Origin of the sequence: Geodermatophilus sp. TF02-6, from assembly GCF_003319115.1 — a bacterium.
Lineage (GTDB): Bacteria > Actinomycetota > Actinomycetes > Mycobacteriales > Geodermatophilaceae > Geodermatophilus.
The window spans coordinates 183,982-208,729 of record NZ_QOHF01000001.1; the positions used below are offsets into that span (position 1 = coordinate 183,982).

The 24,748-nt window shown below is 73.5% G+C and carries 22 protein-coding genes and 1 pseudogene; 4 read left to right on the forward strand and 19 right to left on the reverse strand.

Annotated features, from left to right (window positions below; translation table 11 throughout):
- Nucleotides 1-15: 15 nt before the first annotated feature.
- Nucleotides 16-1,731 (reverse strand): FAD-dependent oxidoreductase, encoded by a 1,716-nt coding sequence (locus DQ238_RS00890; protein WP_113779414.1) that lies wholly within the window; start codon nucleotides 1,729-1,731, stop codon nucleotides 16-18.
- A gap of 151 nt (nucleotides 1,732-1,882) precedes the next feature.
- Here DQ238_RS00890 and DQ238_RS00895 point away from each other — a divergent pair, with 151 nt between their 5' ends.
- On the forward strand, nucleotides 1,883-2,380 hold the full coding sequence (locus DQ238_RS00895) for a pyridoxamine 5'-phosphate oxidase family protein (protein ID WP_113779415.1): 498 nt from the start codon (nucleotides 1,883-1,885) through the stop codon (nucleotides 2,378-2,380).
- Between the two features lie 32 nt (nucleotides 2,381-2,412).
- Here DQ238_RS00895 and DQ238_RS00900 read toward each other — a convergent pair whose 3' ends face one another.
- The 14 genes and pseudogenes from DQ238_RS00900 to DQ238_RS00965 all read right to left on the reverse strand — a co-directional run bounded on the left by DQ238_RS00900 (nucleotide 2,413) and on the right by DQ238_RS00965 (nucleotide 15,461).
- On the reverse strand, nucleotides 2,413-3,174 hold the full coding sequence (locus DQ238_RS00900; RefSeq protein WP_113779416.1) for an SDR family NAD(P)-dependent oxidoreductase: 762 nt from the start codon (nucleotides 3,172-3,174) through the stop codon (nucleotides 2,413-2,415).
- A complete protein-coding gene (locus tag DQ238_RS00905) occupies nucleotides 3,171-3,638 on the reverse strand; it encodes a nuclear transport factor 2 family protein (protein WP_113779417.1) in 468 nt (155 codons plus the stop codon). Before DQ238_RS00905 ends, DQ238_RS00900 begins: the two co-directional genes overlap by 4 nt.
- 164 nt (nucleotides 3,639-3,802) lie before the next feature.
- Nucleotides 3,803-4,525 carry an ABC transporter ATP-binding protein gene (locus tag DQ238_RS00910; RefSeq protein ID WP_113779418.1) on the reverse strand — a complete coding sequence of 241 codons (723 nt, stop codon included), beginning with the start codon at nucleotides 4,523-4,525 and terminating at the stop codon, nucleotides 3,803-3,805.
- Nucleotides 4,509-5,339, reverse strand: coding sequence for an ABC transporter ATP-binding protein (locus DQ238_RS00915; RefSeq protein ID WP_113779419.1), 831 nt, complete (start codon nucleotides 5,337-5,339; stop codon nucleotides 4,509-4,511). The genes DQ238_RS00910 and DQ238_RS00915 overlap by 17 nt, the downstream gene beginning before the upstream one ends.
- Nucleotides 5,336-6,358, reverse strand: coding sequence for a branched-chain amino acid ABC transporter permease (locus DQ238_RS00920; protein WP_113779420.1), 1,023 nt, complete (start codon nucleotides 6,356-6,358; stop codon nucleotides 5,336-5,338). The genes DQ238_RS00915 and DQ238_RS00920 overlap by 4 nt, the downstream gene beginning before the upstream one ends.
- A 100-nt stretch (nucleotides 6,359-6,458) precedes the next feature.
- On the reverse strand, nucleotides 6,459-7,346 hold the full coding sequence (locus tag DQ238_RS00925; RefSeq protein ID WP_113779421.1) for a branched-chain amino acid ABC transporter permease: 888 nt from the start codon (nucleotides 7,344-7,346) through the stop codon (nucleotides 6,459-6,461).
- Between the two features lie 74 nt (nucleotides 7,347-7,420).
- Nucleotides 7,421-8,635, reverse strand: a complete 1,215-nt coding sequence (locus DQ238_RS00930) for an ABC transporter substrate-binding protein (RefSeq protein WP_158550672.1) — start codon at nucleotides 8,633-8,635, stop codon at nucleotides 7,421-7,423.
- A 95-nt stretch (nucleotides 8,636-8,730) separates the two neighbouring features.
- Nucleotides 8,731-9,606 (reverse strand): SMP-30/gluconolactonase/LRE family protein, encoded by an 876-nt coding sequence (locus DQ238_RS00935; protein ID WP_158550673.1) that lies wholly within the window; start codon nucleotides 9,604-9,606, stop codon nucleotides 8,731-8,733.
- Between the two features lie 37 nt (nucleotides 9,607-9,643).
- Nucleotides 9,644-10,165, reverse strand: a pseudogene (locus tag DQ238_RS00940) (MaoC family dehydratase); the annotation flags it as partial.
- A 58-nt stretch (nucleotides 10,166-10,223) separates the two neighbouring features.
- A complete protein-coding gene (locus tag DQ238_RS00945) occupies nucleotides 10,224-11,117 on the reverse strand; it encodes a CoA ester lyase (protein WP_113779425.1) in 894 nt (297 codons plus the stop codon).
- 91 nt (nucleotides 11,118-11,208) lie between these two features.
- Nucleotides 11,209-12,375 carry an acyl-CoA dehydrogenase family protein gene (locus DQ238_RS00950; protein ID WP_113779426.1) on the reverse strand — a complete coding sequence of 389 codons (1,167 nt, stop codon included), beginning with the start codon at nucleotides 12,373-12,375 and terminating at the stop codon, nucleotides 11,209-11,211.
- A gap of 175 nt (nucleotides 12,376-12,550) precedes the next feature.
- Nucleotides 12,551-14,017 carry an MFS transporter gene (locus DQ238_RS00955; RefSeq protein ID WP_113779427.1) on the reverse strand — a complete coding sequence of 489 codons (1,467 nt, stop codon included), beginning with the start codon at nucleotides 14,015-14,017 and terminating at the stop codon, nucleotides 12,551-12,553.
- Nucleotides 14,014-14,889, reverse strand: coding sequence for an amidohydrolase (locus DQ238_RS00960; RefSeq protein ID WP_113779428.1), 876 nt, complete (start codon nucleotides 14,887-14,889; stop codon nucleotides 14,014-14,016). The genes DQ238_RS00955 and DQ238_RS00960 overlap by 4 nt, the downstream gene beginning before the upstream one ends.
- A 5-nt stretch (nucleotides 14,890-14,894) precedes the next feature.
- Complete coding sequence (locus DQ238_RS00965; RefSeq protein ID WP_113779429.1) at nucleotides 14,895-15,461, reverse strand: nuclear transport factor 2 family protein; 567 nt, start codon at nucleotides 15,459-15,461, stop codon at nucleotides 14,895-14,897.
- Between the two features lie 123 nt (nucleotides 15,462-15,584).
- Here DQ238_RS00965 and DQ238_RS00970 point away from each other — a divergent pair, with 123 nt between their 5' ends.
- The gene (locus DQ238_RS00970; RefSeq protein WP_113779430.1) at nucleotides 15,585-17,594 is read left to right on the forward strand and encodes an FAD-dependent oxidoreductase; all 2,010 of its coding nucleotides are present in this window, start codon (nucleotides 15,585-15,587) and stop codon (nucleotides 17,592-17,594) included.
- 52 nt (nucleotides 17,595-17,646) lie between these two features.
- Here DQ238_RS00970 and DQ238_RS00975 read toward each other — a convergent pair whose 3' ends face one another.
- The 3 genes from DQ238_RS00975 to DQ238_RS00985 form a co-directional block, all read right to left on the reverse strand.
- Nucleotides 17,647-19,161, reverse strand: coding sequence for an aldehyde dehydrogenase (locus tag DQ238_RS00975; protein WP_113779431.1), 1,515 nt, complete (start codon nucleotides 19,159-19,161; stop codon nucleotides 17,647-17,649).
- Between the two features lie 66 nt (nucleotides 19,162-19,227).
- Nucleotides 19,228-19,674, reverse strand: coding sequence for a nuclear transport factor 2 family protein (locus DQ238_RS00980; protein WP_113779432.1), 447 nt, complete (start codon nucleotides 19,672-19,674; stop codon nucleotides 19,228-19,230).
- Between the two features lie 11 nt (nucleotides 19,675-19,685).
- Nucleotides 19,686-20,807 carry an NDMA-dependent alcohol dehydrogenase gene (locus tag DQ238_RS00985; protein WP_113779433.1) on the reverse strand — a complete coding sequence of 374 codons (1,122 nt, stop codon included), beginning with the start codon at nucleotides 20,805-20,807 and terminating at the stop codon, nucleotides 19,686-19,688.
- Between the two features lie 328 nt (nucleotides 20,808-21,135).
- Between DQ238_RS00985 and DQ238_RS00990 the strand changes: the two genes are divergently transcribed.
- Both DQ238_RS00990 and DQ238_RS00995 read left to right on the forward strand, forming a co-directional pair.
- Nucleotides 21,136-22,077 (forward strand): alpha/beta hydrolase, encoded by a 942-nt coding sequence (locus tag DQ238_RS00990; protein ID WP_113779434.1) that lies wholly within the window; start codon nucleotides 21,136-21,138, stop codon nucleotides 22,075-22,077.
- 62 nt (nucleotides 22,078-22,139) lie between these two features.
- The gene (locus tag DQ238_RS00995; protein ID WP_113779435.1) at nucleotides 22,140-23,816 is read left to right on the forward strand and encodes an NAD(P)/FAD-dependent oxidoreductase; all 1,677 of its coding nucleotides are present in this window, start codon (nucleotides 22,140-22,142) and stop codon (nucleotides 23,814-23,816) included.
- A 91-nt stretch (nucleotides 23,817-23,907) separates the two neighbouring features.
- On the opposite strand, the gene DQ238_RS01000 is transcribed toward DQ238_RS00995, so the two are convergent.
- A complete protein-coding gene (locus tag DQ238_RS01000) occupies nucleotides 23,908-24,744 on the reverse strand; it encodes a mycofactocin-coupled SDR family oxidoreductase (protein WP_113779436.1) in 837 nt (278 codons plus the stop codon).
- Nucleotides 24,745-24,748: the final 4 nt, after the last annotated feature.

A 24,748-nucleotide genomic window follows, 5' to 3' on the forward strand; every position in this document is an offset into this window, starting at 1 on the left:
GAGGACTCCTGGGGGTCACTCCGGCGTGGGGACGCCGCCGAGCTCGTTCGACACCAGGTAGGCCAGGGTGATCCCGCGACCGAGTGCGAACCCGCTGTTGTAGCCGCTGCCCGTGGTGGTCAGCGCCGCGCACGAGCCGACGGCGTACAGGCCGGGCACCGGACCGCCGGACTCGTCCAGGACGCGGCCGTCACCGTCGATGCGGACGCCGCTGGAGCCGATCCCGGTGCCGACGAACTTCAGGCGCAGCCCGTGGAACGGCGGCTGGGTGATCGGCCCGAGCACGGGGCTCGGCCGGTGCCGCGGATCGCCGGCGAAGCGGTTGACGTAGGTGACCGTGCCGCGCCCGAAGTCCGGGTCCTCCCCCCGTGCGGCGTGCTCGCTGAACTTCGCCGCGGTCTCCTCCAGTTGGGCGCCGTCGATGCCCAGCCGATCACCGAGCTCGCGCAGCGTCGGGGCGGAGGTGATCCAGCCCGCGGGGTAGTCCCCGCCCGGTGGGGTGGCGGCCAGTCCGTACTTCTGCCGGTGCTGGTCGTCGAAGACGAGGAAGAACGGCAGGTGGTGGTCGCCGGGGGCCAGCGTCCTGGCGACGATGTCCACCCAGTAGGAGTCGTTGCAGTACCGGCGGCCCGTGCGGTCGACGATCATGCTGTGCGGCATGGCGTACTCCGGCCCGTAGCCGTAGCCGGTGCCGACCTGCGACCGCCAGCCGGGCAGCATCGGCACGCTGGTGGCCGGGATCCGCGCCACCGCACCGCCCACCGACCGGGCGAGCCGGATGCCGTCGCCGCGCAGGGTCTCGGGGGCCACGCTGCCGAAGTCCTCCGGGTCCAGGTCGACCATCTCCCGCACCAGGTCGGGATCCCAGTCGTAGGTGCTCGTGGCCAGGACGACGGGGCCGCGCACCTCGACCGCTCCGGACGGCCCCTCGGCGCGGACCCCGGTCACGCGGCCCTCGCCGTCCCGGACCAGCTCGGTCACCCGGTGGGACGTGCGGATCTCGACCCGGTCCTCCTGCAGCACACGGGCGAGGAAGCTGGCCACCACACCCGTGCCGAACGTGAGGGGGTCGGCGTCCGCACCGGGCTGCTGCACCTCCCGACCGTCGGCCAGACCGAACGCCGGGACGCCGGCGTGCGTGGCGATGGTCCCGTCCTCGACCGACTCCTCGACGTAGGCGGCGCGCCGGCCCTTGAGCATCATGTCGTCGTAGGTCGTCCCCACCGGGAAGTAGGGGCTGACCCGCAGGCGGTCGCGCCAGTCGCCCAGCACGCTGCCGTCGACGACCTCGTTGGTCAGGTAGCGGCCGACCTCGAGGGCTCCGTCGGCCTCGTTGTGGTAGTCGGCCAGCGCCGGGATGACCTTCCAGCGGATCGCCCCGACGTCCTCCCAGTGCCGGACCGCCCGCGGTGCGGTCCGGATCCAGCGCAGCATCGCCGGCTCGTCGAGGACCTCCGGGTGGGCGTGGGCGATGCTGCGCACGTACCGCTCGGTGAGCTCGAGGCTGTCCTCGACGCCCTCCCGCGCGGCGACGTGGTTGGCCCCGCACCACACCTGGCCGCCGGAGTAGGCAGCGGCGCCGCCCACCAGGTCGGCCGCTTCCAGGACCACCGCGCGCCGGCCGTGCAGCGCCACTCCCAGGGCCGTCGCCAGGCCGGACAGCCCAGCTCCCACGACGACCACCGCGTCCTCGACGTCGGTGTCCTCGACGGCGGTGTGCCGACCGGTCATGTGCAGACCTCCTGTGGTGTGGGACACGCTAATCTAACGATATGATGAACAGGCTTTGTCAAGGACGGCCGGTCCCGGCACCCGGCGTCGCGTTGGCGTCCGGGCGGTGAGCGGGCCGCGGAGTCGGGAGCCGGGTCGGGCGGGTGACGACGTGCCGGTCGGCGTCCGCGACATCGAGGACCTGCGCGGGACCGCACTGGCCCGCACCGAGCAGGACGACCTCTACGCGGCGCAGACCGAGTGCACGGTCGCGTACACCTCCCGGGCGGGGTGGCCGGCCGCGGTGGTGATGAGCTTCCTGCGCTCCGAGGGCCGCTTCTGGCTGACCGCCGTCGCCGGGCGGGACCACCTGGAGTCCCTGCGGGCGGACCCGAGGCTGACGATCGTGGTCGACAACCGGGGCACCGGCATGCCCGGGCGCCGGATGGTCGCCGTGCAGGGCACGGCCGTCGTGCACGAGGACCGGGCGACCAAGGACTGGTTCTACCCGGCGTTCGCCGCCCGGATGGCGCCGGCCGACCCGGCCGCGTTCGTCCGGCTGCTGGACAGCTCCCGCCGGGCCGTCCTCGAGGTGACGCCGACCGGCCGGCAACTCAGCCACGACAGCCGCAGGATCGCCGGCGACGGCCGCGGCGGCGAGCGCGGCTGAGGCCGCCGCTCCCGTGCCGACGGCCCCGGGGGTCACACCGTCGCCGGCAGCCCGCCGGCGACCCAGCCGCCGTCGACGGGCAGGACCACGCCGCTGACGTAGCTGGCCCGGGGCGAGGCGAGGAACACGACGGCGTCGGCGATCTCCGACGGCCGGCCGAAGCGGGCCATCGGGATCCGGTCGAGGTAGCGCTCGGCGGAGACCCGACCGCTGGCCAGCATCGCCCGCTGCATGTCGGTGGCCACCGTCCCGGGCGCCACGGCGTTGACCCGGATGCCGTCGGGACCCCACTCGGTGGCCAGGGAGCGCACGAGGCCCTCGACGCCGGCCTTGGCGGCGCAGTACGAGGCCCGGGCGGCGAACCCCTGGGCGGCGGAGACCGACGACACCATGACCATGCTCGAGCCCGCGCCCATCAGCGGCCGGGCCACCTGCGCGCCCACGAACGCCGCCCGCAGGTCGACCGCCAGGACGCGGTCCCAGTCCTCGAGCCGGTAGGTGACCGTCTCCCCCGGCGCGATGACGCCGGCGTTGGCGACGAAGGTGGCCAGCCCCCCGCCCAGCTCGGCCGCCCGGGTGACGGCGCGGGAGAGCACCGCGGCGTCACCCGCGTCGCCGACCACCGCGTCGTGCCCGGGACCGAGCTCCCCGACGACCTCCTCGACGCCGCCGGAGAGGTCCAGGCCCACCACGGACGACCCGGCCTCGGCGAAGCCCTGCAGGATGGCCCGGCCCAGACCCTGCGCGGCGCCGGTGACCACCACGCCACGGGGGTGCGCGGCGGGCTCGGTCACGACGGCTCCCGTCCCACGTGCACGAAGGAGGCGGACGCGGCCGGCAGGTGCAGGACCCGGTCGACGCGGATCCGCTTGTGGGCGAGCTTGAGCTCACCGTCGCGCTCCACGTGCACGTCGGCGTAGGAGCCGATGACCACGCGGGTGCGCTGCTCCTCGAGCATGGTGGCCTGGAAGTAGGCGGACGTCTCGATGGCGCCGGTCGCGCCCGCGTCCCGGGCCCGCTGGGCCAGCACGTTGGTCACCACGTGCTGGCACACCGGGATCCGCAGCGCGTTGTGCGCGCGGTAGACGTCCAGGAAGGCCTCGACGCCCCGCTCGGTCGGCGCGTCGCCCCGGGTGATCTCGACGTCCTCGGTCACCATGGCGCGCAGGGCGTCCAGGTCGCCGTCGTCGACGGCCTTGGCGTAGCGGTGGTACAGCCGCGCGCTGTGCACGGCCAGCAGTGCGGGGTCGTCGGTCATCGGCCTTCCCTCGGTCGGCGTGATGGCGGTCGGCCCCTCCAGGTAGGAGGACCCCGTCCCCCTCACCGCTCGCAAGCTCGCGACGAGCCTCTGGACGGGGCCTGGCGCGAGCTCGCGAGGGGCGGGGGGCAGGGGGGTCCTTCACGGGGAGGAGGGGTCCTCTTTCAGGCGCCCGGCCCGGCGAGCGCCGCCTCGCCGAGGAAGGCCCGCAGCACCGAGGCGTGGTTGCGGGCGTCGCCCGACGCGCCGGTGTAGACCACCTCGCCGCGCGCCATGGCGACGACCTGGTCGGTGACGTCGAGGCCGGCCTCGGCGTTCTGCTCGACCATCAGGACGCCGATGCCCTCGTCGGCCATCTGGCGGACCTTGGCCAGGATCGAGTCGACGACGACCGGGGCCAGCCCCATCGACGGCTCGTCCATCAACACGACCTTCGGCTGGGACATCAGCGCGCGGCCGAAGGCGAGCATCTGCTGCTCGCCGCCACTGAGCAGCCCGGCGGCACCGTTGCGGCGCTCGGCGAGGATGGGGAAGGTGTCGTAGACCCGGGCCAGCGTCTCCTCGCAGCGCTTGCCGGCGGTGTAGCCGCCCAGCCGCAGGTTCTCCGCCACGCTGAGCGGACCGAAGACCCGGCGTCCCTCGGGCACCAGGGCCAGGCCGCGCCGGACCAGCCGGTGCGGGGCCTGCCCGGTGGTCTCGGCGCCGTCGAGGGTGACCGAGCCGCGCAGCGGCGGCACCAGGCCGGCGATGGCCTTGAGGGTGGTGCTCTTGCCCGCCCCGTTGGCGCCGAGCACCAGGGTGATCTCCCCGGGCCGGACGGACAGGCCCACCCCGCGGACGGCCTCGATCTTGCCGTAGCTGACGTGCAGGTCACTGACCTCGAGCATGCTCGCGCCACCTCCTGCCCAGGTAGGCCTCCTGGACGCGCGGGTCCTGCACGACCTCGCGGGGGGCGCCCTCGGCGATCAGCCGCCCGGAGTTCATCGCGAACACGTGGTCGCAGGTGTCGATCATCATCTGCACGTCGTGCTCCACCAGCAGCTGGCACAGACCGGCCGAGCGCATGCTCTGCAGCAGGGCGGAGATCTCCGCGCGCTCGGTCTGGTTCATGCCGGCGGTGGGCTCGTCGAGCAGCAGCAGCCGCGGCTGCATGGCGATCGCCCGGGCGATCTCCACGCGGCGCTGGGTGCCGTAGGACATCTCCGCCGGGTAGAAGTCCTCGAAGCCCTCCAGCCGGGTGCGGCGCATCGCCTCGACCACGGCCGGCGACGTCCCGCCGCCCCGGAGCCGGTCCCGCCACCCCCGGCGGGTCCGGCGCTGCCCGGCGGCGGCCGCCCGGGCGTCGGCCCCGATCTGCACGTTCGCCCGGACGGTCAGGTCGGGCAGCAGCCGCACGGTCTGGAAGGTGCGGGCCACGCCCAGGCCGGCCAGCCGCGAGGGCGCCACGTCGTCGATCGGCTTGCCGTCCAGGAGCAGCTCTCCGCGGGTCAGCCGGGTCAGCCGGGTGATGGCGGCGATCAGGGTGCTCTTGCCCGAGCCGTTCGGGCCGATGATCCCGTGGATCCGGCCGGGCTCGAGGGTCAGCGTGACCCCGTCGACGGCCTTGACCCCGCCGAAGTGCACGGCCACGTCGCGCAGCTCGAGGACGGGCGCCGCGCCCGGGGCGTCGACCCGGTCGGTGTGCGCCGCCGCGGTGCTCACGACCCCGCCTGCGGGCGTGCGGCGAGCTGGTCGAGCGCGTGCGCGGGGTCCGGTCCGGCGCGGGCCGGCAGCGGGACCCCACCCTCGCCCGTGAGGTCCTCCCCCTCGGGGGGCCGCACCCCGCCGTCCTCGTCCTCCTCGACGACCCCGGCGGCCGCCGCCCGCCGGTCGCGGCGCTTGCGCTGGACCCACCGGACGCCGTCGGCGAGGACGCCGTGGATGCCGCGCGGGAGGTAGATCGCCGCGACCGCCACGATCACGCCGTAGACCAGCTCCTGCCACTCGCCGATCACCGCGAGCAGGTCGGGCAGCCAGGTGAAGATGACGGCGCCGATGACGGCGCCCACCCACGACCGCGAGCCGCCGACGACGATCATGGTGAGGGCCAGCACGATCAGGCCGAAGCCGATGTCCAGGGGGCCGACGGTGCTGCGCACCAGCACGTTCATGGCCCCGGCCAGGCCGCCCAGGGCACCGCTGGCCACGAAGGCGGCCAGCCGGTAGCGCCGGACGCTGATGCCCATCGAGGCGGCCAGCTCCGGGTCCTCGCGGACGGTCTCGACCCGCCGGCCCAGCCGGCCCCGCTCGGAGAGCGCCACCAGGGCGAGCGCGACGAGGGTCAGCACGACCATCTGCGCCGTCGTGAAGTCGGCGATGATCCCGTACAGCCCGGTCGAGGCCCCGGTCAGCTCGCCCCCGTTGATCGCGACGACGCTGATGATCAGGTCGAAGGCGACGGTGGCCATGGCGAGGTAGAGGCCGGCCAGCCGGTTGATGAGCAGGCCGAGCAGCAACCCGACGACGGCCGTGGCCACCACGGTCAGGGCGATGGCGGGCAGGGCGCCGTACTCGTACCGGAGCACGAGGATCCCCGCGCCGTAGGCGCCGATGCCGTACGAGCCCGCGCCGGCGAAGGAGAAGACCCCCATGCGGAGCGGGACCTGGATCGACAGCGCCAGGAGCAGGCCGCTGAGCGTGGACTGGACGAGGACCAGGTTGGTGGAGAGGAAGCCGCTCACGAGTCCTCCTCGCTGTCCCCCGCAAGCGGGAGGTGCCCCCAGCTCGTCGGCCGCGTTCGCGGCGCCGCTGCTGTGTGTCCCGGTTCGCTCGCGAGCTCGCTCACGTGCGCCGCACCTCCTTGCGGCCGAAGACGCCGGCGGGCCGGACGAGCAGGACGAGGAAGATCAGGCCGAAGCTCACCGCCTCGACCCAGGAGCCGTTGGTCTGGGTGAGGATCAGGACCTCCGCGGCGGCCAGCGCGTAGGCGCCGAAGGCGACCCCGAGCATGCTGCCGACGCCGCCGAGGACGATGCAGGCGAAGGCCTTGACCAGCAGGGTGTCACCGCTCTCCGGGGTCATCGCGCCGAGGGAGAAGGTGAACAGGATCCCGGACAGGCCGGCCGTCGCCCCCGCGACCGCCATGGTGACCAGGGCCAGCCGGCGGCGGTCGACCCCCATGAGGGCGGCGGTCTGCGCGTCCACGCCGATCGAGCGCAGGGCCAGGCCCTGCCGGGAACGGCGCAGCCACAGCGCGGCGGCGGCCCACAGGGCCACGGCCAGCAGCACCGTCAGGGCGGCCACGTTGGTGATCCGCAGGCCCCCCAGGCTGATCGACTCGACGGAGAAGCTGGACGCGGAGAGCCCGAAGGGGTTGCTCTGCGTGTGGTGCTGGGCGATGGCGAGCGGGATGATCGCCACGCCGATCCCCCCGATGAGGATCTGCATCTCCGCGGTGCGCCTGTCCCTGGCCCGCTTGATGATCTGCTCGAAGGCGACGACCTGGATCAGCAGCGACATCAGCGCGCCCACGGCGGCGCCGATCAGCAGGACCGGTAGGAGCCCCAGGGTCGTCCGCTCCAGCACCAGGGAGGCCGAGAAGGCGGAGAACATGAAGATCGACCCGTGGGCGAAGTTCAGGATGTCGATCGTGCCCCAGGTCAGGCTCATGCCGAGGGCGAAGAGCAGGTAGACCGAGCCGAGCGTGACGACGCTCACGAGGTCCTGCACCGCGACTCCTCTCGCGCCGGTCGTCCGGTCATGGGTGCCCGCTCCTCACCCTCGGCGGGATCGGTCCGAGCGGATCAGTCCTGCGCGGATGCCTCGTAGAGGATCTCCTCGGCCGTGCCGTTCCACTGCACGACCACCCCGGGGACGACGATGGTGTTGTCCTCCCAGGACAGGCCCTCGCCGAGGGCGCCGTCGAAGGTCTTCGTCCCCTCCTCGACCATGGCGTCCTTGATCGCCGCGCGGTCGGCCGAGCCGGCCGCGGCGATGGAGCGGGCGAGGAAGTAGGCCGCGTCGTAGGCCTCGGCGGCGTAGTTGAGCGGGTCCTCGTCGTACTTGGCCCGGTAGGCCTGCACGAAGTCCTGACTGGACGTGGCCGTCTGCTGGTAGTTGAAGTCGACCGGCCACACCATGCCCGCGCCGTCGGCACCGGCGGGCTTGAGGTTGCCCGCGCCGGCACCGGAGTTGCCGAGCACCGGGCCGGTGTAGCCGGCCTGGCGCAGCTGCTGCATCGCGGTGACGTTGGACGCTCCGGTCTGCAGGATCGCCATGATGTCGGGGTTGGTGTCGAGCACCTGCGAGATGGGGGCGGAGAAGTCCTGGGTCGTCGCGGGGGTGTCGATGCTGGCCGTGACCTGGATGCCGAGGTCCTTCGCCATCTGCGGGATGGTCGTGCTGCCGACCTCGTCGAGGGTGGGCAGGGCGCTGGTGTAGACCACGCCGATGGACCTGGCGCCCTGCTCCTCGACGAACCTCGAGACGATCGGGTAGTAGGAGCTCATCAGCGGGGTGGCCCGCCAGGTGTAGTCGCCGGCGATGACGCCCTCGCTGCCGGCCTGGGTGTAGACCACCGGCAGCCCCTGCTTCTGCAGCAGCGGCGACATGGCCACCGCCTCGGCGCTGGAGACCGACCCGAAGATCGCGGAGACGTCCTGGTCGGCGATGGCCGTGGTGGCCTGCTGGGCCGCGGTCTGCGCTTCGCTCTTGGTGTCGACGAGGTCGAGCTGGAGCGTGCTGCCGCCCAGCAGGTCGGAGGAGTTGATCTCCTCGACGGCCAGCTGGTAGCCCTTGTTGGCCGCGTTCCCGGCGAAGGCGACCACGCCCGTCGTCGGGTTCACCGACACCAGCCGGATCGTGTCCGGCAGGCCGCCGCCTCCGGAGTCGCCGCCTCCGGAGTCGCCGCCTCCGCCGCCGTCCCCTCCGCCACAGGCCGCCGCGCTCATCAGCAGGGCCGCTGCGATCCCGGCCCGGACGGCGCGGCCGCGCGGACGGCGGAGCGGGTTGCGAGCCACGGGGGGTCCTCCTCGATGCCGGCTTAACATGCGCATCATTCGCATGTGTGGTGGGCACCATAGCCAGCCGGGAAGGGCCTTGTAAAGCGCGACGATCAGGGCCGCGGCGGGCCGGCGCCCGGGCCCTCCCCGGAGCAGACCCCCACCGGGACGCCCGGCACCTCCGCGGGGAACGCGAGGACGCTGCCGGCGAGCGGTTCGGCGGCCGCGCGCCCGGGGTCGAGGTGCGCGCTCGAGGTGGTGACGAAGAGGACGTCGAGGCCGTCGCCGCCGAACGCCGGGCTGGTCGGGTGGGTGACCGGCACCGGCACCACCTGGGTCAGCGACCCGTCGGGGTCGTAGCGGTGCACCGCCCCGCCGCCGAAGAGGGCGACCCAGACGCCGCCCGCCCGGTCGGTGGCCAGCCCGTCGGGCAGGCCGGTCCCCTCGGCGAACTCGACGAACGGCTCGCGGGCACCCAGGGCGCCGGCGTCCAGGTCGTAGGCGTAGCGCCAGACCACCCGGCGGGGCGTGTCGACGAGGTAGGCGACCGACCAGGCGGCGTCCCACGCCAGCCCGTTGGCGGCGGACAGACCGGACTCCGCGACGCGGACGGAGCCGTCGAGGTCCACGACCGAGAGCGTGGCCCGCGCTCCGCCGTCCCGGTCCCAGGTCCCGATCCACAGCCGCCCCCGGCCGTCGCACCCGCCGTCGTTCGTCGTCGTCGCGGCCGTGTCGGGGTCGACGCGGCAGACCACCGCGCGCGTCCCGTCGGGTCGCCACCGCGTCACGGTGCTGCCGCCGGCGACCACGAGCCCGCCCCCGTCGTCCGGCACGACCAGGCTGACCGGGCCGCCGACGTCCGTGCGGACCTCGTGCCCGGTGTCGGGCGACCAGCGGACCACCTGTTCGGCGCGGACGTCGACGCGCAGCAGCTCACGCCGCCGCGGGTCCCAGCACGGGCTCTCGCCGAGACCGTCGCGGGACCGCACCGCGACGTCCACCCGCGGGGGCACCGGGTGGCCGCCGTCAGCCGGCGGCGCCGGCCTCGGACTCCGCCGACTGCACGAGCGCGTCGATGTTCGACGGCCCCGCGGCGTCCCGGCGCAGCATGAGGCCCGCCCGGTGGGCGATGTGCACGACCTCGCCGCGCTGGTTGATGCCCCGGTGCTCGAAGTAGACGATGCCGCTGTCGGTGCGGCTCTTCGACTCCCGCTTGTCCAGGATCGTCGACTCCGCGCGCAGCGTGTCCCCGTGGAACACCGGCTTCGGGAAGTCGAACTTGGTGTAGCCGAGGTTGCCCAGCGTCGTCCCGAGGGTCAGGTCGTGCACGATCATCCCGCCGATGAGGCCCGCGGTGTACAGGCTGGGGACGAGCCGCTGGCCGTGCAGCGTGGTGCGCATGTAGTGCTCGTCGAGGTGGATGGGCGCGGGGTTCATGGTGAGCGACGTGTAGAGGATCGTGTCCGTCTCGGTCACCGTCCGCGACCACTCGTGCCGGTACTCCCGGCCGACCTCGAACTCCTCGAAGAACAGGCCTGCCATCTGCGCGTCCTCCCTCGATCGGGGTTCACTTGGCGCCGTTGCGCCCGGCCAGCCTCGGTCGGGTTCAGCTGCCGCCGTTCAGCTCGGCCAGCTGGTCCACCCGCGCCAGCCACTCCACCGCCTTGTCCGCGTGCGCCTTGTCGACGTGGACGTCGCCGTACACGACCGCGCCGTCCCCGCGCGCCTCCGCCTCCCGGTAGGTCGACAGCAGCCCGCGGTAGAAGTCGATGGTGGCGGCGTCCGGCGTGAAGACCTCGTTGACCACCGGGACGTGCGTGGGGTGCAGCACGACCTGCCCGCGGAACCCCGTCTTCCGGCCGCGGACGGTGAACTCCCGCAGGCCGTCGAGGTCGTGGATGCGCTCCCAGAGGGCGGTCAGGGGGTGCCGGCCGGCGGCGCGGGTGGCCAGCAGGATCCGCGTGCGGTGGTACAGCGACTCGGTGCCCTCGGGGCTCCACTCGTAGCCGACCGCCTTGGCGATGTCGGCGTGCTCGGCCGTCGGCCCGATCACCGCGCCGACGCGGGGGCTCGCCGCGGCGATCTCCTCGCAGTGCTGGATCCCCTGGACGGTCTCCACGGGGATGATGTACTCCACGCCCGAGGTGCCGGACCGCGCCTCGACGTGGTCGAGCAGGGTGTCCCAGCGGACCACGTCGAGGGCGGTGTCGACCTTGGGGGCGAACACCCCCGTCAACCCCGGCACCACGGTCGCCTCCAGGTCGGCCCCGGCCAGCCCGGTGCCCAGCGAGTTGGGCCGGACGAACAGCCCCGTCCGGGGGCGCTCCTGGCTCAGGCGCGCGACCGCGTCGGCGACCTCGCCCCGTGCTGCGGCCTTGAGGTGGTCGGGCACCGAGTCCTCGAGGTCGAAGCAGATCGCGTCGGCGCCGCAGGCGGCGGCCTTGTCGAACCACGACGTCTTGTGCGCCGGCACGAACAGGACCGTGCGGTACGGCTTCACCGTCGTCCTCCCGGGCTCGGGCGGTGCTCGATCAGCAGGGGCTCGATCAGCAGGGGCTCGATCAGCAGGGGCTCGATCAGCAGGGGCTCGGTCAGTAGCTGCGCGGCAGGCCCAGGACGTGCTCGCTGAGGTAGTTCAGGACCATCTCCTGGCTGATCGGCGCGATCCGCTTGAGCCGGGCCTCCCGGAAGTACCGCTCGACGTGGTACTCCTTGCCGAACCCGAAGCCGCCGTGCGTCTGCAGTGCGGCGTCCGCGGCGAAGAAGGCCGCGTCGGCCGCCAGGTACTTGCCCATGTTGGCCTCGCGCCCGCAGGGCAGCCCGTTGTCCAGCAGCCAGGCGGCCTTGGTCACCATCAGGTCGGCCGCGTCCAGGCGCATCAGCGCCTCGGCGAGCGGGAAGGCGACGCCCTGGTTCTGGCCGATCGGCCGGTCGAAGACGATCCGCTCCTTGGCGTAGGTGGTCGCGCGGCGCACGGCGGCGCGGCCGATGCCCAGCGCGGCGTTGGCGGAGATGATCCGCTCGGCGTTGAGGCCGGCGAGGATGGCCCGGAACCCCTTGTCGACCTCGCCCACGACGTCCTCGTCGGCGACGAACAGGTCGTCGATGAACAGCTCGTTGGTGTTCACCGCGTTTCGGCCGAGCTTGGGGATCTCGCGGATCTGCACGTGCTCGGGGTCCATCTCGGCGAACAGCAGCGTCATGCCGTCGGTCTTCTTCGCGACGTCGGCGAGCTTGGTGGTGCGGCAGAGCAGCAGCATCCGCTCGGCCTGCTGCGCCTTGGTGATCCACACCTTCTTGCCCGAGATGCGGTACCCGCCGGGCACCTTGCGGGCGAAGGTGGTGATGCGGGAGGTGTCGGTGCCGGCGTCGGGCTCGGTGACCGCGAAGGAGATGTGCAGGTCGCCCGAGGGCACGCGGGGCAGGAAGCGCTGCTTGAGCTCCTCCGAGCCGTGCCGGATGATCGGGTCGAAGCCGAAGATGCCGATGTGCACGGCGCTGCAGGCGTTCATCCCGCCGCCGGTCGCCGAGATCTCCTGCTCGACGATGGCCGCCTCGGTGACGCCCAGGCCGCCGCCGCCGTACTCCTCGGGGATGGTGATGCCCAGCCAGCCGGCCTTGGCGACGGCGTTGTAGAACTCCCACGGGAACTCGTGGGAGATGTCGTGCTCCATCCAGTACTGGTCGTCGAACGGCGCGCACATCTCCCGGACGGCCCGGCGGATGTCCTCGTGCAGCGGGTTCGAGCTGAAGTCCACCCTGTCCTCCTCCGTGGGTCGCCGGTCCCGGCGCGCACCGACGGGCCGGCGTGGTCCCGCCGGGGTGCCGCCGGATCCCCCACGCCCGGGTCCGCGCCGCCGACGGGCTGGCGACGACGCGCCGACACATGCTAATCATGCGCAGCGTTCTGACGTCAAGGTCGGGCTCCGGCGTTCAGGGCAGGGGGTGGGCGGCGCCGGTCGGGGCGTCGTCCGTGTCCGGTGCGGCGGCCGACCGGGTCGGCGGCCGGCGCCGCGGGACGACGCTGGCCGCCGCCGCGCCGAGGACGACGACCAGCCCCGTGACGGCGGCGGCGTCGTACCCGGCGGCGGCCGGGAAGCCGTCCGCGGACCCGCCGTAGGCGCTGAGGAGCGCGGCGCTCAGCGCGCTGCCGGTCGCGTACCCGATGGTGCGCGCGACCTGGTTGAAGCCGACGGCGCTGCCCACCTCCGACGGCGGGACGGCCCGCACGATGAGGCCGGGCATCGCGGCGAACGTGCACCCCGCGCCGAGCCCGGCCAGGGCCATCGTGGCGAACACCAGGGCCACGTCGTGCCGCGCGGTGAGGAACAGCCCCATCGCGGCCCCGAACAGGACGCACCCGACGGGGAGGAGGAGCGCCGCGTCGCGGCCGCGCAGCAGCCGCGGCGCCAGCTGCGCCGTGGCCAGGCTGACCACGGCGAAGGGGACCATCGCCGACGCGGTGACGAACACCGAGGCCGCCAGGCCGTCGGGCTCGTCCCGCGGGGTGCGCAGCAGCCGGGTCGCGGCCGACAGCAGCAGGTAGACGCCGACGCCGGCCGCGAGACCGGTGAGGTCGGCGAGCAGCACCTCCCGGTGCCGCAGCAGGCGCAGCTGCACGAGCGGCTGCGGCCGGTGCAGCTCGTGGCGGGTCCACAGGACGGCGCTGCACCCGGCGACCCCGAGCAGGCCGAGGACGGCCGGCGACCCCCATCCCCACGCGGCCGCCTCGCTCACCGCCGTCAGCACCGAGGTCAGCGCGACCGCGAGGAGGACGGCTCCCGGGAGGTCGAACGGCACGGGCGACAGGTGCCCGCCCGGCGGCAGGACCAGCACGGCGAGCAGCAGCGCGGCGCCGGCCACCGCCGCGCCGAAGGCGAAGCTCGCCTCGACGCCGCCGAGCTCGGCGAGCGCCCCGCTCACCGGGTACCCGAGGCCGGCACCGGCCACCGTGGTCACCGACAGCAGGGGGACCGCGGGAGCCGCGCGCAGCGGCTGCAGGTGGTCGCGGGCGATGGCGATGCCGAGCGGCATCATCCCGACGCCGACGCCCTGCATCGCCCGCCCGGCCAGGAGACCGGCGAAGCCCAGCGGCACGGCGGCGAGCAGACAGCCGGTCGTGACGACCGCGAGCGCCGCCAGGACCACGCGGCGTCGGTGCGGCCCGTCGCCGAGCCGGCCCAGGACGGGCGCGGCCACGGCACCGACCAGCATCGCGACGGTCACCGACCACTGGGCCGACCGGACCGACACCCCCCGGTCCGCGGCGATCTCCGGGACCAGCGGCGCGCCGAGGCTGCTGATGAGGCCGACCACGACGACGACGAGCACCAGGCACCCGACGAGCGCCGGCTCGCTGCCCGAACGGCGGGACCCGACGGCCGGCGACACGGCGCTCATGCCGCGGACGCGTCTCCGAGCCGGTACACCCGCCGCGCGGTGCGGCTCAGGACGGCGGCCGCCTCCTCGGCGCCGAAGGGGGCGAGCAGCTCGCGGACGCCGGTCACCGTCCTGGCGTGGTCCCCGGCCCGCAGGCTGACCGGCCAGTCGCTGCCGAAGAGGACGCGCCCGGACCCGAACGCCTCGAGCACCGCCTCGGCGAAGGGACGCAGGTCCTCGACCGTCCACCGCTCGAGGTCGGCCGTGGTGGTGAGGCCGGAGAGCTTGCAGCAGGCGTTCGGCGCCCGCGCCAGACGCCGGATGCCGGCGTGCCAGGACCGCGACTCCTCGGCGTGCCAGCCGGCCGCCACGGGTGGCTTGCCCGCGTGGTCGAGGACGAAGGTCGTCTGCGGCAGCGCGCGCACCGCCGCCGTGGTCGGCTCGAGCTGCGCCGGTCGCATCATCAGGTCGCACACCAGGCCCTGCGCCCCGAGCCGGGCCATCCCGCGGTGCACCTCGGGGCGGCCGATCCACGCGCCCGGGTCCGGCTCGGCCTGGGCCTGGTGGCGCACCCCGCGCAGGAGCTCTCCGCCGGCGAGGCCGCGCAGGCGGTCGAGCCGGTCCTCGACGTCGACGGCGGCCAGGTCGACCCAGCCGACCACGCCGGAGACGAGGGGGCAGCCGGCGGCCCGGCGCAGGAGGTCCTCGGTCTCGTCCTCGCGGTTGAGCACCTGGACGAGCACGACCTCGTCCACGCCCGCGCCCGCCGCGGCCGCGGTCAGGTCCTGCTCGGTGAAGTCCCGGTGGATCACCGCCATGGCGACCGGGTCGATCCACGGCTGCGGCCGGTCGGCGAGCCGCCACAGGTGCACGTGCGCGTCGGTGACGTGCACGGCCCCTACTCGTAGAACTGTCGCAGGAACGCGTTGCCCTCGTCGGAGTAGAGGACCTCCGGCCAGTCGGCCGGCCGCCGGTCGCCGTAGGCCCGGACGCTGAGGCGGTCCCCCAGGCCCTCGGGCAGCTCCGCGAGGGGCATGTAGTACATGTAGGACATCAGCCGGTCGGCGAAGCGCCACGCGCCGTCGGCCTTGCGGTAGGTGTCCTTGTAGCGCAGCGCCACCTGCATGGCGGCCCCGTCGCGGGTGACCTCCGCGTGCGAGGCGAGCAGGCCCGTGGCGCGGGTCGGGTCGGCGTCGTCAAAGCGGATCACGTGCCCGTGGGTGAAGTGGTTGGTCGGGCCCAGGGCGGCGAACCGGCCGAGGTAGGTCGTGACGATCTCCTCGATGCCCCGGGCGGCGAACACGCCGTCCTGGGACCGCAGCGTCGCGTCCTCGCAGAAGATCGCGCGGATCCCCTCCTCGTCGCGCTCGTCCATGACGAAGCCGTACAGCACGGCCAGCTCCGCGATGGCGGTGCGGTCCTCCAGTCGGGCCAGGCGCGCCTCCAGGTCCGGTTCGTCCGCCACGACACCCTCCTCGTCGACCGCAGGGACCCCATGCCTAGCGCCCGACCCGCCCTGCCGCAAGGAGTTCCGTAGTAATCATGCGCAGAAAAAGATAGAAAGGGGCCCCCGCCCGAGGAGGTCCCGATGACAGCCCCCAGCACGGCGACGCCGCCGTCCGGCCCGGCCACCCCGCCGTACCCGCGCCTGTTCAGCCCGATCGACGTGGGCACGATGCGGCTGCGCAACCGGGTGGTCCTGCCGCCGCACGCCTCGGCGATCGGGAACGTCTACGGCACCGAGGAGGAGGCGGCGCGCAACATCGCCTACTTCGTCGACCGGTGCCGGGACGGCGGCGCCGGCTGGGTGAGCAGCCTCTCGACGCACGTGGCCAACACGCTCATCCCCGGCTTCGAGCCGACCGGGGTGGGCGCGGCCACCACCGGCTTCTTCCGCCTCCCGTTCTTCGTCGAGCGGGTGCAGCAGTTCTGCGACTCCCTGCACGCGCTGGGGACGTCGGTGTCGGTGCAGATGGTGCACCAGGGCGGCATGCCGCACGGCGCCTCGGCGGTGATGAGCGCCCCGACCATCAACCTGGTGCCGCACGTGATGACCCGGGCCGACATCGAGGCCTTCGTCCGGGAGTACGCCGAGTCGGCGCGGCTGTCCCAGGCCGGCCGGGCCGACGGGGTGGAGCTGCACCTCAACCACGACGACCTGCACGAGTGGTTCCTGTCCCCGCTGACCAACCACCGCGAGGACGCCTACGGCGGGTCGCTGGAGAACCGCTGCCGCTTCTCCGTCGAGACGCTGCGGGCCATCCGCGAGGTCGTCGGCGACACCATGACCGTGGGGGTCCGGCTCAACGTCCGCGAGGAGGTCCCCGGCGGGTACGGGGTGGACGAGGGCGTCGAGATCGCCCAGTACCTGGAGTCGACCGGGCTGATCGACTACGTGCACGGCGTCGTCGGCAGCCCGTGGGGCAACCCCAGCTACATCCAGCCGACCTACGTCGCGCCCGCGCAGTTCGCCCCGCTGGTCGGGGAACTCCGCAAGGGCGTCGGCCTGCCGGTCGTCTACACCGGCCGGGTCACCGACCCGGACGTCGCCGAGCACGTGCTCGCCGCCGGGCACGCCGACCTCGTCGGCATGGCCCGCGCGCACATCGCCGACGGCGACCTGCTGCGCAAGGCCCGCGCGGGCCGCACCGCCGAGATCCGCCCCTGCGTCGGGGGCAACGAGTGCATCAGCCGCCGCTACGTCGAGGGCCTCCCCTTCGGCTGCGCGGTCAACCCGACCACCAGCCACGAGGTGGAGGGCCCCTGGCCGCGGGCGGCGTCCCGACGCAGGCTGGTCGTGGTGGGCGGCGGGCCGGCCGGCATGGAGCTGGCGGCCCTGGCGGCCGAGGGGGGCCTTTCCGTCACGCTGCTCGAGGCGGAGGACGAGCTGGGCGGGCAGCTGCGCTACGTCGTCCGGGCGCCGCGCCACGAGGGCTACACGCAGTACCTCGACTGGCAGCGGCGCCGGCTCACCGCGCTCGCCGTCGACGTCCGGACCGGGTGCAGGGCCACGGCGGGTGACGTCCGGGCACTGGGCCCGGACGTCGTCGCGGTCGCCACGGGGGCCGGCCCCCGCACCCCGGCCATCGACGGGGTGACCGCCGGGCACGTGCACGACGTCCGGGACGTGCTGGCCGGGCGGGCCGCGCCCGGCCGCCGCGTCGCCGTGGTCGCCCAGGACGACCACGTCGCCCCGCTGTCGGTCGCCGACTCCCTCGCCGAGCGCGGCTGCGAGGTCACCGTGGTCTACGCCACCGCCCAGCCGGCGCCGCTGCTGGGCCGCTACATCGTCGGCGCGATCCTCGGCCGGCTCGACGCCCGGGACGTGCGCTTCCGGTTCATGGAGGAGGTCGTCGGCATCGGCCGCACGACGATCACGACCCGCAACGTCTACTCCGGCGTGGTCCGCACCGTCGGGGAGTTCGACTCCGTGGTCCTGGCCTGCGGCAGCGTCTCGGACTCCGGGCTCTACGACGAGCTGGCTCCCGAGCTGCCCGAGGTGCACGTGCTCGGCGACGCCTACGCCCCGCGCCGGCTGGTCTTCGCCACCCGCCAGGCGCACGCCCTGGCCCAGGAGCTGGTCACGGCCGCGGCCTGACACACCGCGGCTCCGGTCCCGCGTCGCGGGGCCGGAGCCGCGGGCCGGTGGGCTACGGGGCGGGCGGTGTCTCGGCGTCCGGCTCGCTCGTGGGACGGGCGCCGATGCCCTGGATCAGCTTGGTCTCGAGGAAGCCGCCGATCCCCTCGGGGCCGCCCTCGCGGCCCAACCCGGACTGCTTGTAGCCGCCGAAGGGCTGGGTGACGCACATGCCCCAGTCGTTGACGTAGATCTGTCCGGTGCGCACCCGGCGGGCGACCGACTCGCCGAGCTCCGGGTCCGCGGTGAACACGGCGCCGGACAGCCCGTACGGCGAGTCGTTGGCGATCCGGACGGCGTCCTCGACGGTGTCGTAGGGGATCACCGAGATGACCGGCCCGAAGATCTCCTCCTGGGCGATCCGCATCGAGTTGTCGACGTCGGCGAACAGGGTGGGCTGGACGTAGTAGCCGCGCTCCAGTCCCTCCGGCCGGCCGCCGCCGGTGACCAGGCGCGCGCCCTCCTCGATGCCGGTGCGGATGTAGCCCTCCACCCGGTCGCGCTGGCGCTCGGCGGCCAGCGGCCCGAGCACGGTGTCCTCCTCGCGCGGGTCGCCGACCTTGACCGACTCCATGATCGCCTTGACGTTCTCCACGACCTCGTCCTGCTTGTCCCGGGGGACGACGAGGCGGGTCAGCGCGGCGCACACCTGGCCGGAGCTGCCGATGCCGGAGAAGGTGACCGTCTGGGCGACCGAGGCGACGTCGGCGTCGGGCAGCACGATCGCCGCCGACTTGCCGCCGAGCTCGAGGGTGATGCGGGCGATCCGCTCCGCGCACAGCGCCATGATCCGGCGGCCGGCCGCGGTCGACCCGGTGAAGGACACCTTGTCGACGTCCGGGTGCTTGACCAGGTACTCCCCGACCTCGCGCCCGCCCGGGAGGATGCTGACCACGCCCTCGGGCAGGCCCGCGGCCTCCAGCGCCTCGGCGAGGACCATCACCGACACCGGGCCCTCGGGCGCCGGCTTGAGGACGACGGTGCAGCCCGCCGCCAGCGCCGGGGCGATCTTCAGCGACGCGGTGGCCACCGGCCCGTTCCACGGGATGATCACCGCGGCCACACCGACCGGCTCGCGGACGATCCGGGCCGTGCCGCCGTCGGGCAGGGTGCGCTCCTCCTCCAGCTGCAGGGTCGAGGCGAGGGTCGCCGCGTCGTCCCACATGGCCGAGGCGTTGGCGTGGAAGGCCTTGCTGATCATCCCCGGCGCGCCGATCTCCGCGGTGAAGGAGGCCTCCATCTCGGGGATCCGCCGGGCCACCTCCTCCCCCACCCGGCGCAGCACCGCGGCCCGCTCGGCGGGGGTCATCCGTGGCCAGGGCCCCTCGTCGAAGGCCTTGCGTGCGGCGGCGACCGCGGCGTCCATGTCGGCCGGGCTGGCGGCCGGCACCGTGGCCACGACCTCCTCGGTGATCGGCGAGACCACCTCGATCTTCTCGTCGGTGGCCGGTGGCACCCAGCGTCCACCGATGAAGAGCCTGTCGAACGAGCGCACGCCGGCCTCGGCGCGCTCCTGTACCGCGGTCATGCGGGTCCTCTCGGTCGAGGGCCGAAGTGGCCACTTCGGCCCCGCTGGGGCTGGGGTCGGGCGGGGTCAGGCGTCGAAGCCCTCGAGCTCGGGTGGGGTGAGGGCGGAGATGCGCCGTTCGGCGATCCGCCAGCCGTCGGCGGTGCGCCGGTAGACGTCCTCGTTGAGCGCGATCGCCTTGAAGGCGGACCCGGACTTGGTGTGGCCCTCGGAGAACACGTAGTTGGTGCCGCGGGCGGTGTCGCCGTCGTCGGCGAAGTCCACGACGTGGTTGGTGATGACGTGGAACTGGTCGGCGATCGCCGCGGCGTCGCGCTCGAAGAAGCCGAGGATCGCCGCGCGGCCGCTGAACCGCTCCAGGCCCACCGCGGTGGCGTCCCAGACGGCGTCGTCGGTGAAGGCCGACGCGGCCTCCTGCGGGTCGAAGCGGTCCAGCCCACGGGCGTAGACGTGCGTGGCCCGCTGGATGTCGAGCAGGTCGGCGGTGCGGGTCTCGGCCGGGGTGAGCGTCATGTCCGCCGTCCTCAGTCGTCGTAGACGATGACGCCGCGGATGTTCTTGCCCTCGCGCAGGTCGGCGAAGGCCTGGTTGATGTCCTCCAACCGGTAGGTCCTGGTGATCAGCTCGTCGAGCTTGAGCCGGCCGCTCTTGTACAGGTCGGCGATCAGCGGGATGTCGTTGCGCGAGTTCGTGGTGCCGTAGAGGGAGCCCTGCAGGCGCTTGCCCGACATCGCGAAGCTGAACAGGTCGAACTGCACGTCGCGCTGCATCACCGGCGCGGCGGCGGTGAGCACGATGACCCCGCCGCGGCGGGTGAGCTGGTTGGCCTGCTCGACGATCTCGCCGCGGGCCACGTCGACGGTGATGATCACCCGGTCGGCGCCCTGCCCGTCGGTCATCTGCTCGACCAGCGGCCCGGCCTCCTCGAACGAGGCGACCGAGTGGGTCGCGCCGAACTCCTCGGCCTTCTCCCGCTTGAAGGCCACCGGGTCGACGGTGACGATGTTCTTCGCCCCGCGCAGCCTGGCGCCCTGCACGGCGTTCATGCCGACCCCGCCGGTGCCGAAGACGACCACGGTGTCGTTGAGCTGGATCTCGGCCGCGTAGACCGCCGACCCCCAGCCGGTGGGGACGCCGCAGCCGATGAGCGACGCCGGCATCAGCGGGATCTCCTCGTCGATCTTCACGACCGCGTCGACCGGCACGGTGACGTAGGGGGCGAACGTGCCCAGGTAGCTCATCGCGCCGACGCCCTTGCCCCGGGCGTGGATGCGGTGCGTGCCGTCCGGCGCGTACCCGGCCAGCACCCCGGCGCCGAGCACGCACATGTTCGCGCGGCCGGAGACGCACATCTGGCACTTGCCGCAGGAGGGCAGGAAGGAGAGGACGACGTGGTCGCCCTCCTGCACGTCGTGCACCTCCGGGCCCACCTCGGTCACCACGCCGGCGCCCTCGTGGCCGCCGAGGACCGGCGCCCACGGCAACGGGATGTCGCCGGTGTCGAGGTGGTCGTCGCTGTGGCAGATGCCCGACGAGGTGAGCTTGACCATGACCTCCCCGCGCTTGGGCGGGTCGAGCTCGATCTCCTCGACGCTCCAGCCGGAGTGGGTCCCGGGCTCCCAGAGCAGTGCACCGACGGTCTTCACGAGCGGCTCCTCATCTCGGCATCTCGGCTGGAGGGTCTCGGCCGGCCGGGCGCGCGGGCACGCGCCCGGGAGCGGTCCGGCGGGCGGCCCGGAGGACGGCGCGGCCGGCCGGACGCGAGTGACCGGACGTGCGTGACCCTAACCACATCCCCACGCGCGCAGCCAGGGTCCCTGCGCATCTTTCGTAGGTTTTCGACGGACCGGCCGCCGGGCGGTCGTCGTGGCCGGCGAACCCTTGCATCCCTGCGCATGGTTGCATACGTTGTTGCGCACCTCACAGCCGGACGGCCGTGACGCCGCCCGGCACCCCGGCGGAAGGCGGACCCCCATGGCGTTGGACGACGCGACGACGGCGCTGCTCACCCAGCTGGCCGAGAGCGGCACCAAGCCCCTGCACGAGATGACCCCCGAGGAGGCGCGCGGACTGACCGCGGCGCTGGGTGAGATGTACGGCCCCGGGCCGGACGTGCACCGGGCGGAGATGACCAGCGCGCCGGCGGACGACGGGTACGCCATCCCCCTGCACGTCCTCGTGCCGACCCCCTCCCCGCGCGGGGTGCTCGTCTACTACCACGGCGGCGGGTGGGTGATCGGGGCGCTGCCGGAGTTCGAGACCCTCGGCCGCACGCTCGCCCAGCGGACCGGCTGCGCCGTCGTCCTCGTCGACTACCGGATGGCGCCGGAGAACCCCTACCCGGCCGCCGCCGACGACTCGTGGGCCGCCCTGCAGTGGGTCGACGCCCACCTGGAGGAGATCGCCGGGTCGCGCGTCCCGCTGATCGTCGCCGGCGACAGCGCCGGCGGGAACCTGGCCGCGATCACGGCCCAGAAGGCCCGGGACGCCGGCGGCCCGGCGATCGCGATGCAGGTGCTCGTCTACCCCGTCACCGACTGCGACCTGGACAACGAGACCTACCGCGACCCGGAGAACCAGCTGATGCTGACGCGGGAGTCGATGGTCTGGTTCTGGGACCTCTACGCCCCCGAGCACGCGGTGCGGCAGAACCCGGATGCCTGCCCGTCGAAGGCCGCCGACCTCTCGGGCCTGCCGCCGGCCGTCGTCCTCACCGCCGAGCACGACGTGCTGCGCCAGGAGGGCGAGGACTACGCCGAGGCGCTGCGCGCCGCCGGCGTGCCGGTGCAGTCGCGCCGCTTCGACGGCCAGATGCACGGCTTCTTCACGATGGTCAACGTGCTGCCCGGCAGCGAGGCCGGGATCGGCTACGTCGCCGAGGCCGTCGACCGCCAGCTCACCGCCCAGCCCGCCTGATCCCCACCCACTCCCCGGTCGCCGGCGGCGGCCGGGGCAACCCCCGAGAGGAACGCGAGCACATGACCCAGACGCACCAGCAGTCCTCGCGCACCGCGGCGAGCGGCCTCCCCGAGGTCGACGCCGTCGTGGTGGGCGCCGGCTTCTCCGGCCTGTACCTGCTGCACAAGCTGCGCGGCCTGGGCCTGACGGTCCGGGTGTTCGAGAAGGGCGACGGCGTCGGCGGGACGTGGTTCTGGAACCGCTACCCGGGCGCCCGCGTCGACGTGAAGAGCATGGACTACAGCTTCTCCTTCGACCCCGACCTCGAGCAGGACTGGGAGTGGACGGAGAAGTACCCGCCGCAGGAGGAGCTGCTCCGCTACGTCAACCACGTCGCCGACCGCTTCGACCTGCGGCGCGACATCCAGCTGGAGACCCGGGTGACCGAGGCGGTCTTCGACGAGGACGTCGAGCGCTGGCACGTGCGCACCGACCGGGGTGACCAGCTGTCGGCCCAGTACGTGATCATGGCGACCGGCTGCCTGTCGACGTCCAAGGTGCCCGAGGTGCCTGGCCTGGACCTGTTCCGAGGCCGCTGGTTCCACACCGGGCACTGGCCCCAGGAGGGGGTGGACTTCACCGGCCGCCGGGTCGGCGTCATCGGCACCGGCTCCTCCGGCGTGCAGGCCATCCCGCGCATCGCCGAGCAGGCCACCGAGCTGACCGTCTTCCAGCGGACCCCGAACTTCGTCGTCCCGGCGCACAACCACCCCATCGACCCGGAGCACCAGCGCTCGGTCAAGGCCAGCTACGCCGAGCACCGGCAGGCCGCGCGCGAGTCCGGGTTCGGCATCGCCGTCCCGCCGGCGACCAAGGGTGCACTCGAGGCCTCCGAGGAGGAGCGCGCCGCGCACTACGAGCTCGCCTGGTACGACCCCGACAACAGCCTGGTCACCTTCCTCACCGGCTACACCGACATGATCACGAGCAAGGAGGCCAACGACACGGCGGCCCAGTACGTCCGCGACCGGATCGCCGAGATCGTCGAGGACCCGCAGACCGCCGCCGACCTGCAGCCGCACGACCACGCGTTCGGCACCAAGCGGCCGTGCCTGGGCACCAACTACTACGAGACGTACAACCTGCCGCACGTGCGCCTGGTCAACGTGCGCAAGACGCCGATCGTGGAGATCACGCACAAGGGGTTGCGCACCACGCAGGAGGAGTTCGAGTTCGACGACCTGGTGTTCGCCACCGGCTTCGACGCGATGACCGGCGCCCTGACGGCGGTCGACATCCGCGGCCGCGGTGATGTGCGCCTGGCCGACAAGTGGCACGCCGGGCCGCGCACCTACCTGGGCATCCAGGTGGCCGGGTTCCCCAACCTGTTCCTCATCACCGGCCCGGGCAGCCCGTCGGTGCTGTCGAACATGATGGTGTCGATCGAGCAGCACGTGGAGTGGGTGGCCGACGCGATCGCCCACATGCGGGCCGAGGGCAAGGACACCATGGAGCCCACGGTCGAGGCCGAGGACGCGTGGACCGCACACGTGGACGAGGTCGGGCACATGACGCTCTACCCGACCGCGGACTCCTGGTACATGGGGTCCAACGTGCCCGGCAAGCCGCGGGTGTTCATGCCCTACATCGGCGGCGTCGGCCCGTACCGGCAGAAGTGCGACGAGGTGGCGGCGGAGGGCTACGAGGGCTTCGTCTTCTCCGACGCCGACGCCAAGGAGCCCGCCACCGTCAGCTGAGCACCGTGTGCGTCGGGGGTCGGCCCGCCGGGCCGGCCCCCGATGCCGCACATCGTCCGGCGGCGGGTCCGGGCTCAGCGGGTGACTGCGCTCACCGGGTGGAATAGCCGGCGTCGACCGGGATCTGGGCGCCGGTGACGTACCGGCCGGAGTCCGCGACGAGGAAGAGGACCGCCTCGCTGATGTCGGCCGGCTCCACCCAGGGCACGGGCAGCAGGTTGGTCTCCTGGAACACCGGGGCCGCGTCCTCCTTGGTCACCGTGGACGCGTCCCGGTCGGGGAAGAAGACGCCGTACGTGGACTCGTTCTGGATCATCGTCGTGTCCACGTTGGTCGGGTGGACGGTGTTGACCCGGATCCGGTGCGGGGCGAGCTCCATGGCCAGCACCTTCATCATGCCGACCAGCCCGAACTTGGCCGCGCAGTAGTGGGCGATGTTCGGGACGCCGCGCAGCCCGGCGACCGAGCTGGTCAGCACGATGGCGCCGCCGTCCTCGTTGCGCTTCAGGTGCGGGATGGCCGGCCGCACCGTCTTGAAGACGCCGCTGAGGTTGATGTCGATGGTCTCGTCCCACACCTGGTCCGACATCACCTCGGCCGGCGAGAACGACGCGATGCCCGCATTGGCCAGCACGACGTCCAGCCGGCCCAGCTGCGCGACCCCGTCGTCCACGGCCCGCGCCAGGCCGGCGCCGTCGCGGACGTCGACCTTGCTGGCGACGATGCGCCGGTCGAGCGCCTCGACCTGGCGGACCGTCTCGTCCAGGTCGTCCTGGGTGGCCATCGGGTAGCCCACGCTGGCCACGTCGGTGAGCCCGTCGACGGCGATGACGTCGGCGCCCTCCTGGGCCAGCCGGACGGCGTGCGAGCGGCCCTGGCCGCGCGCCGCGCCGGTGATGAAGGCGACCTTGCCTTCGAGTCTGGGCATGGCG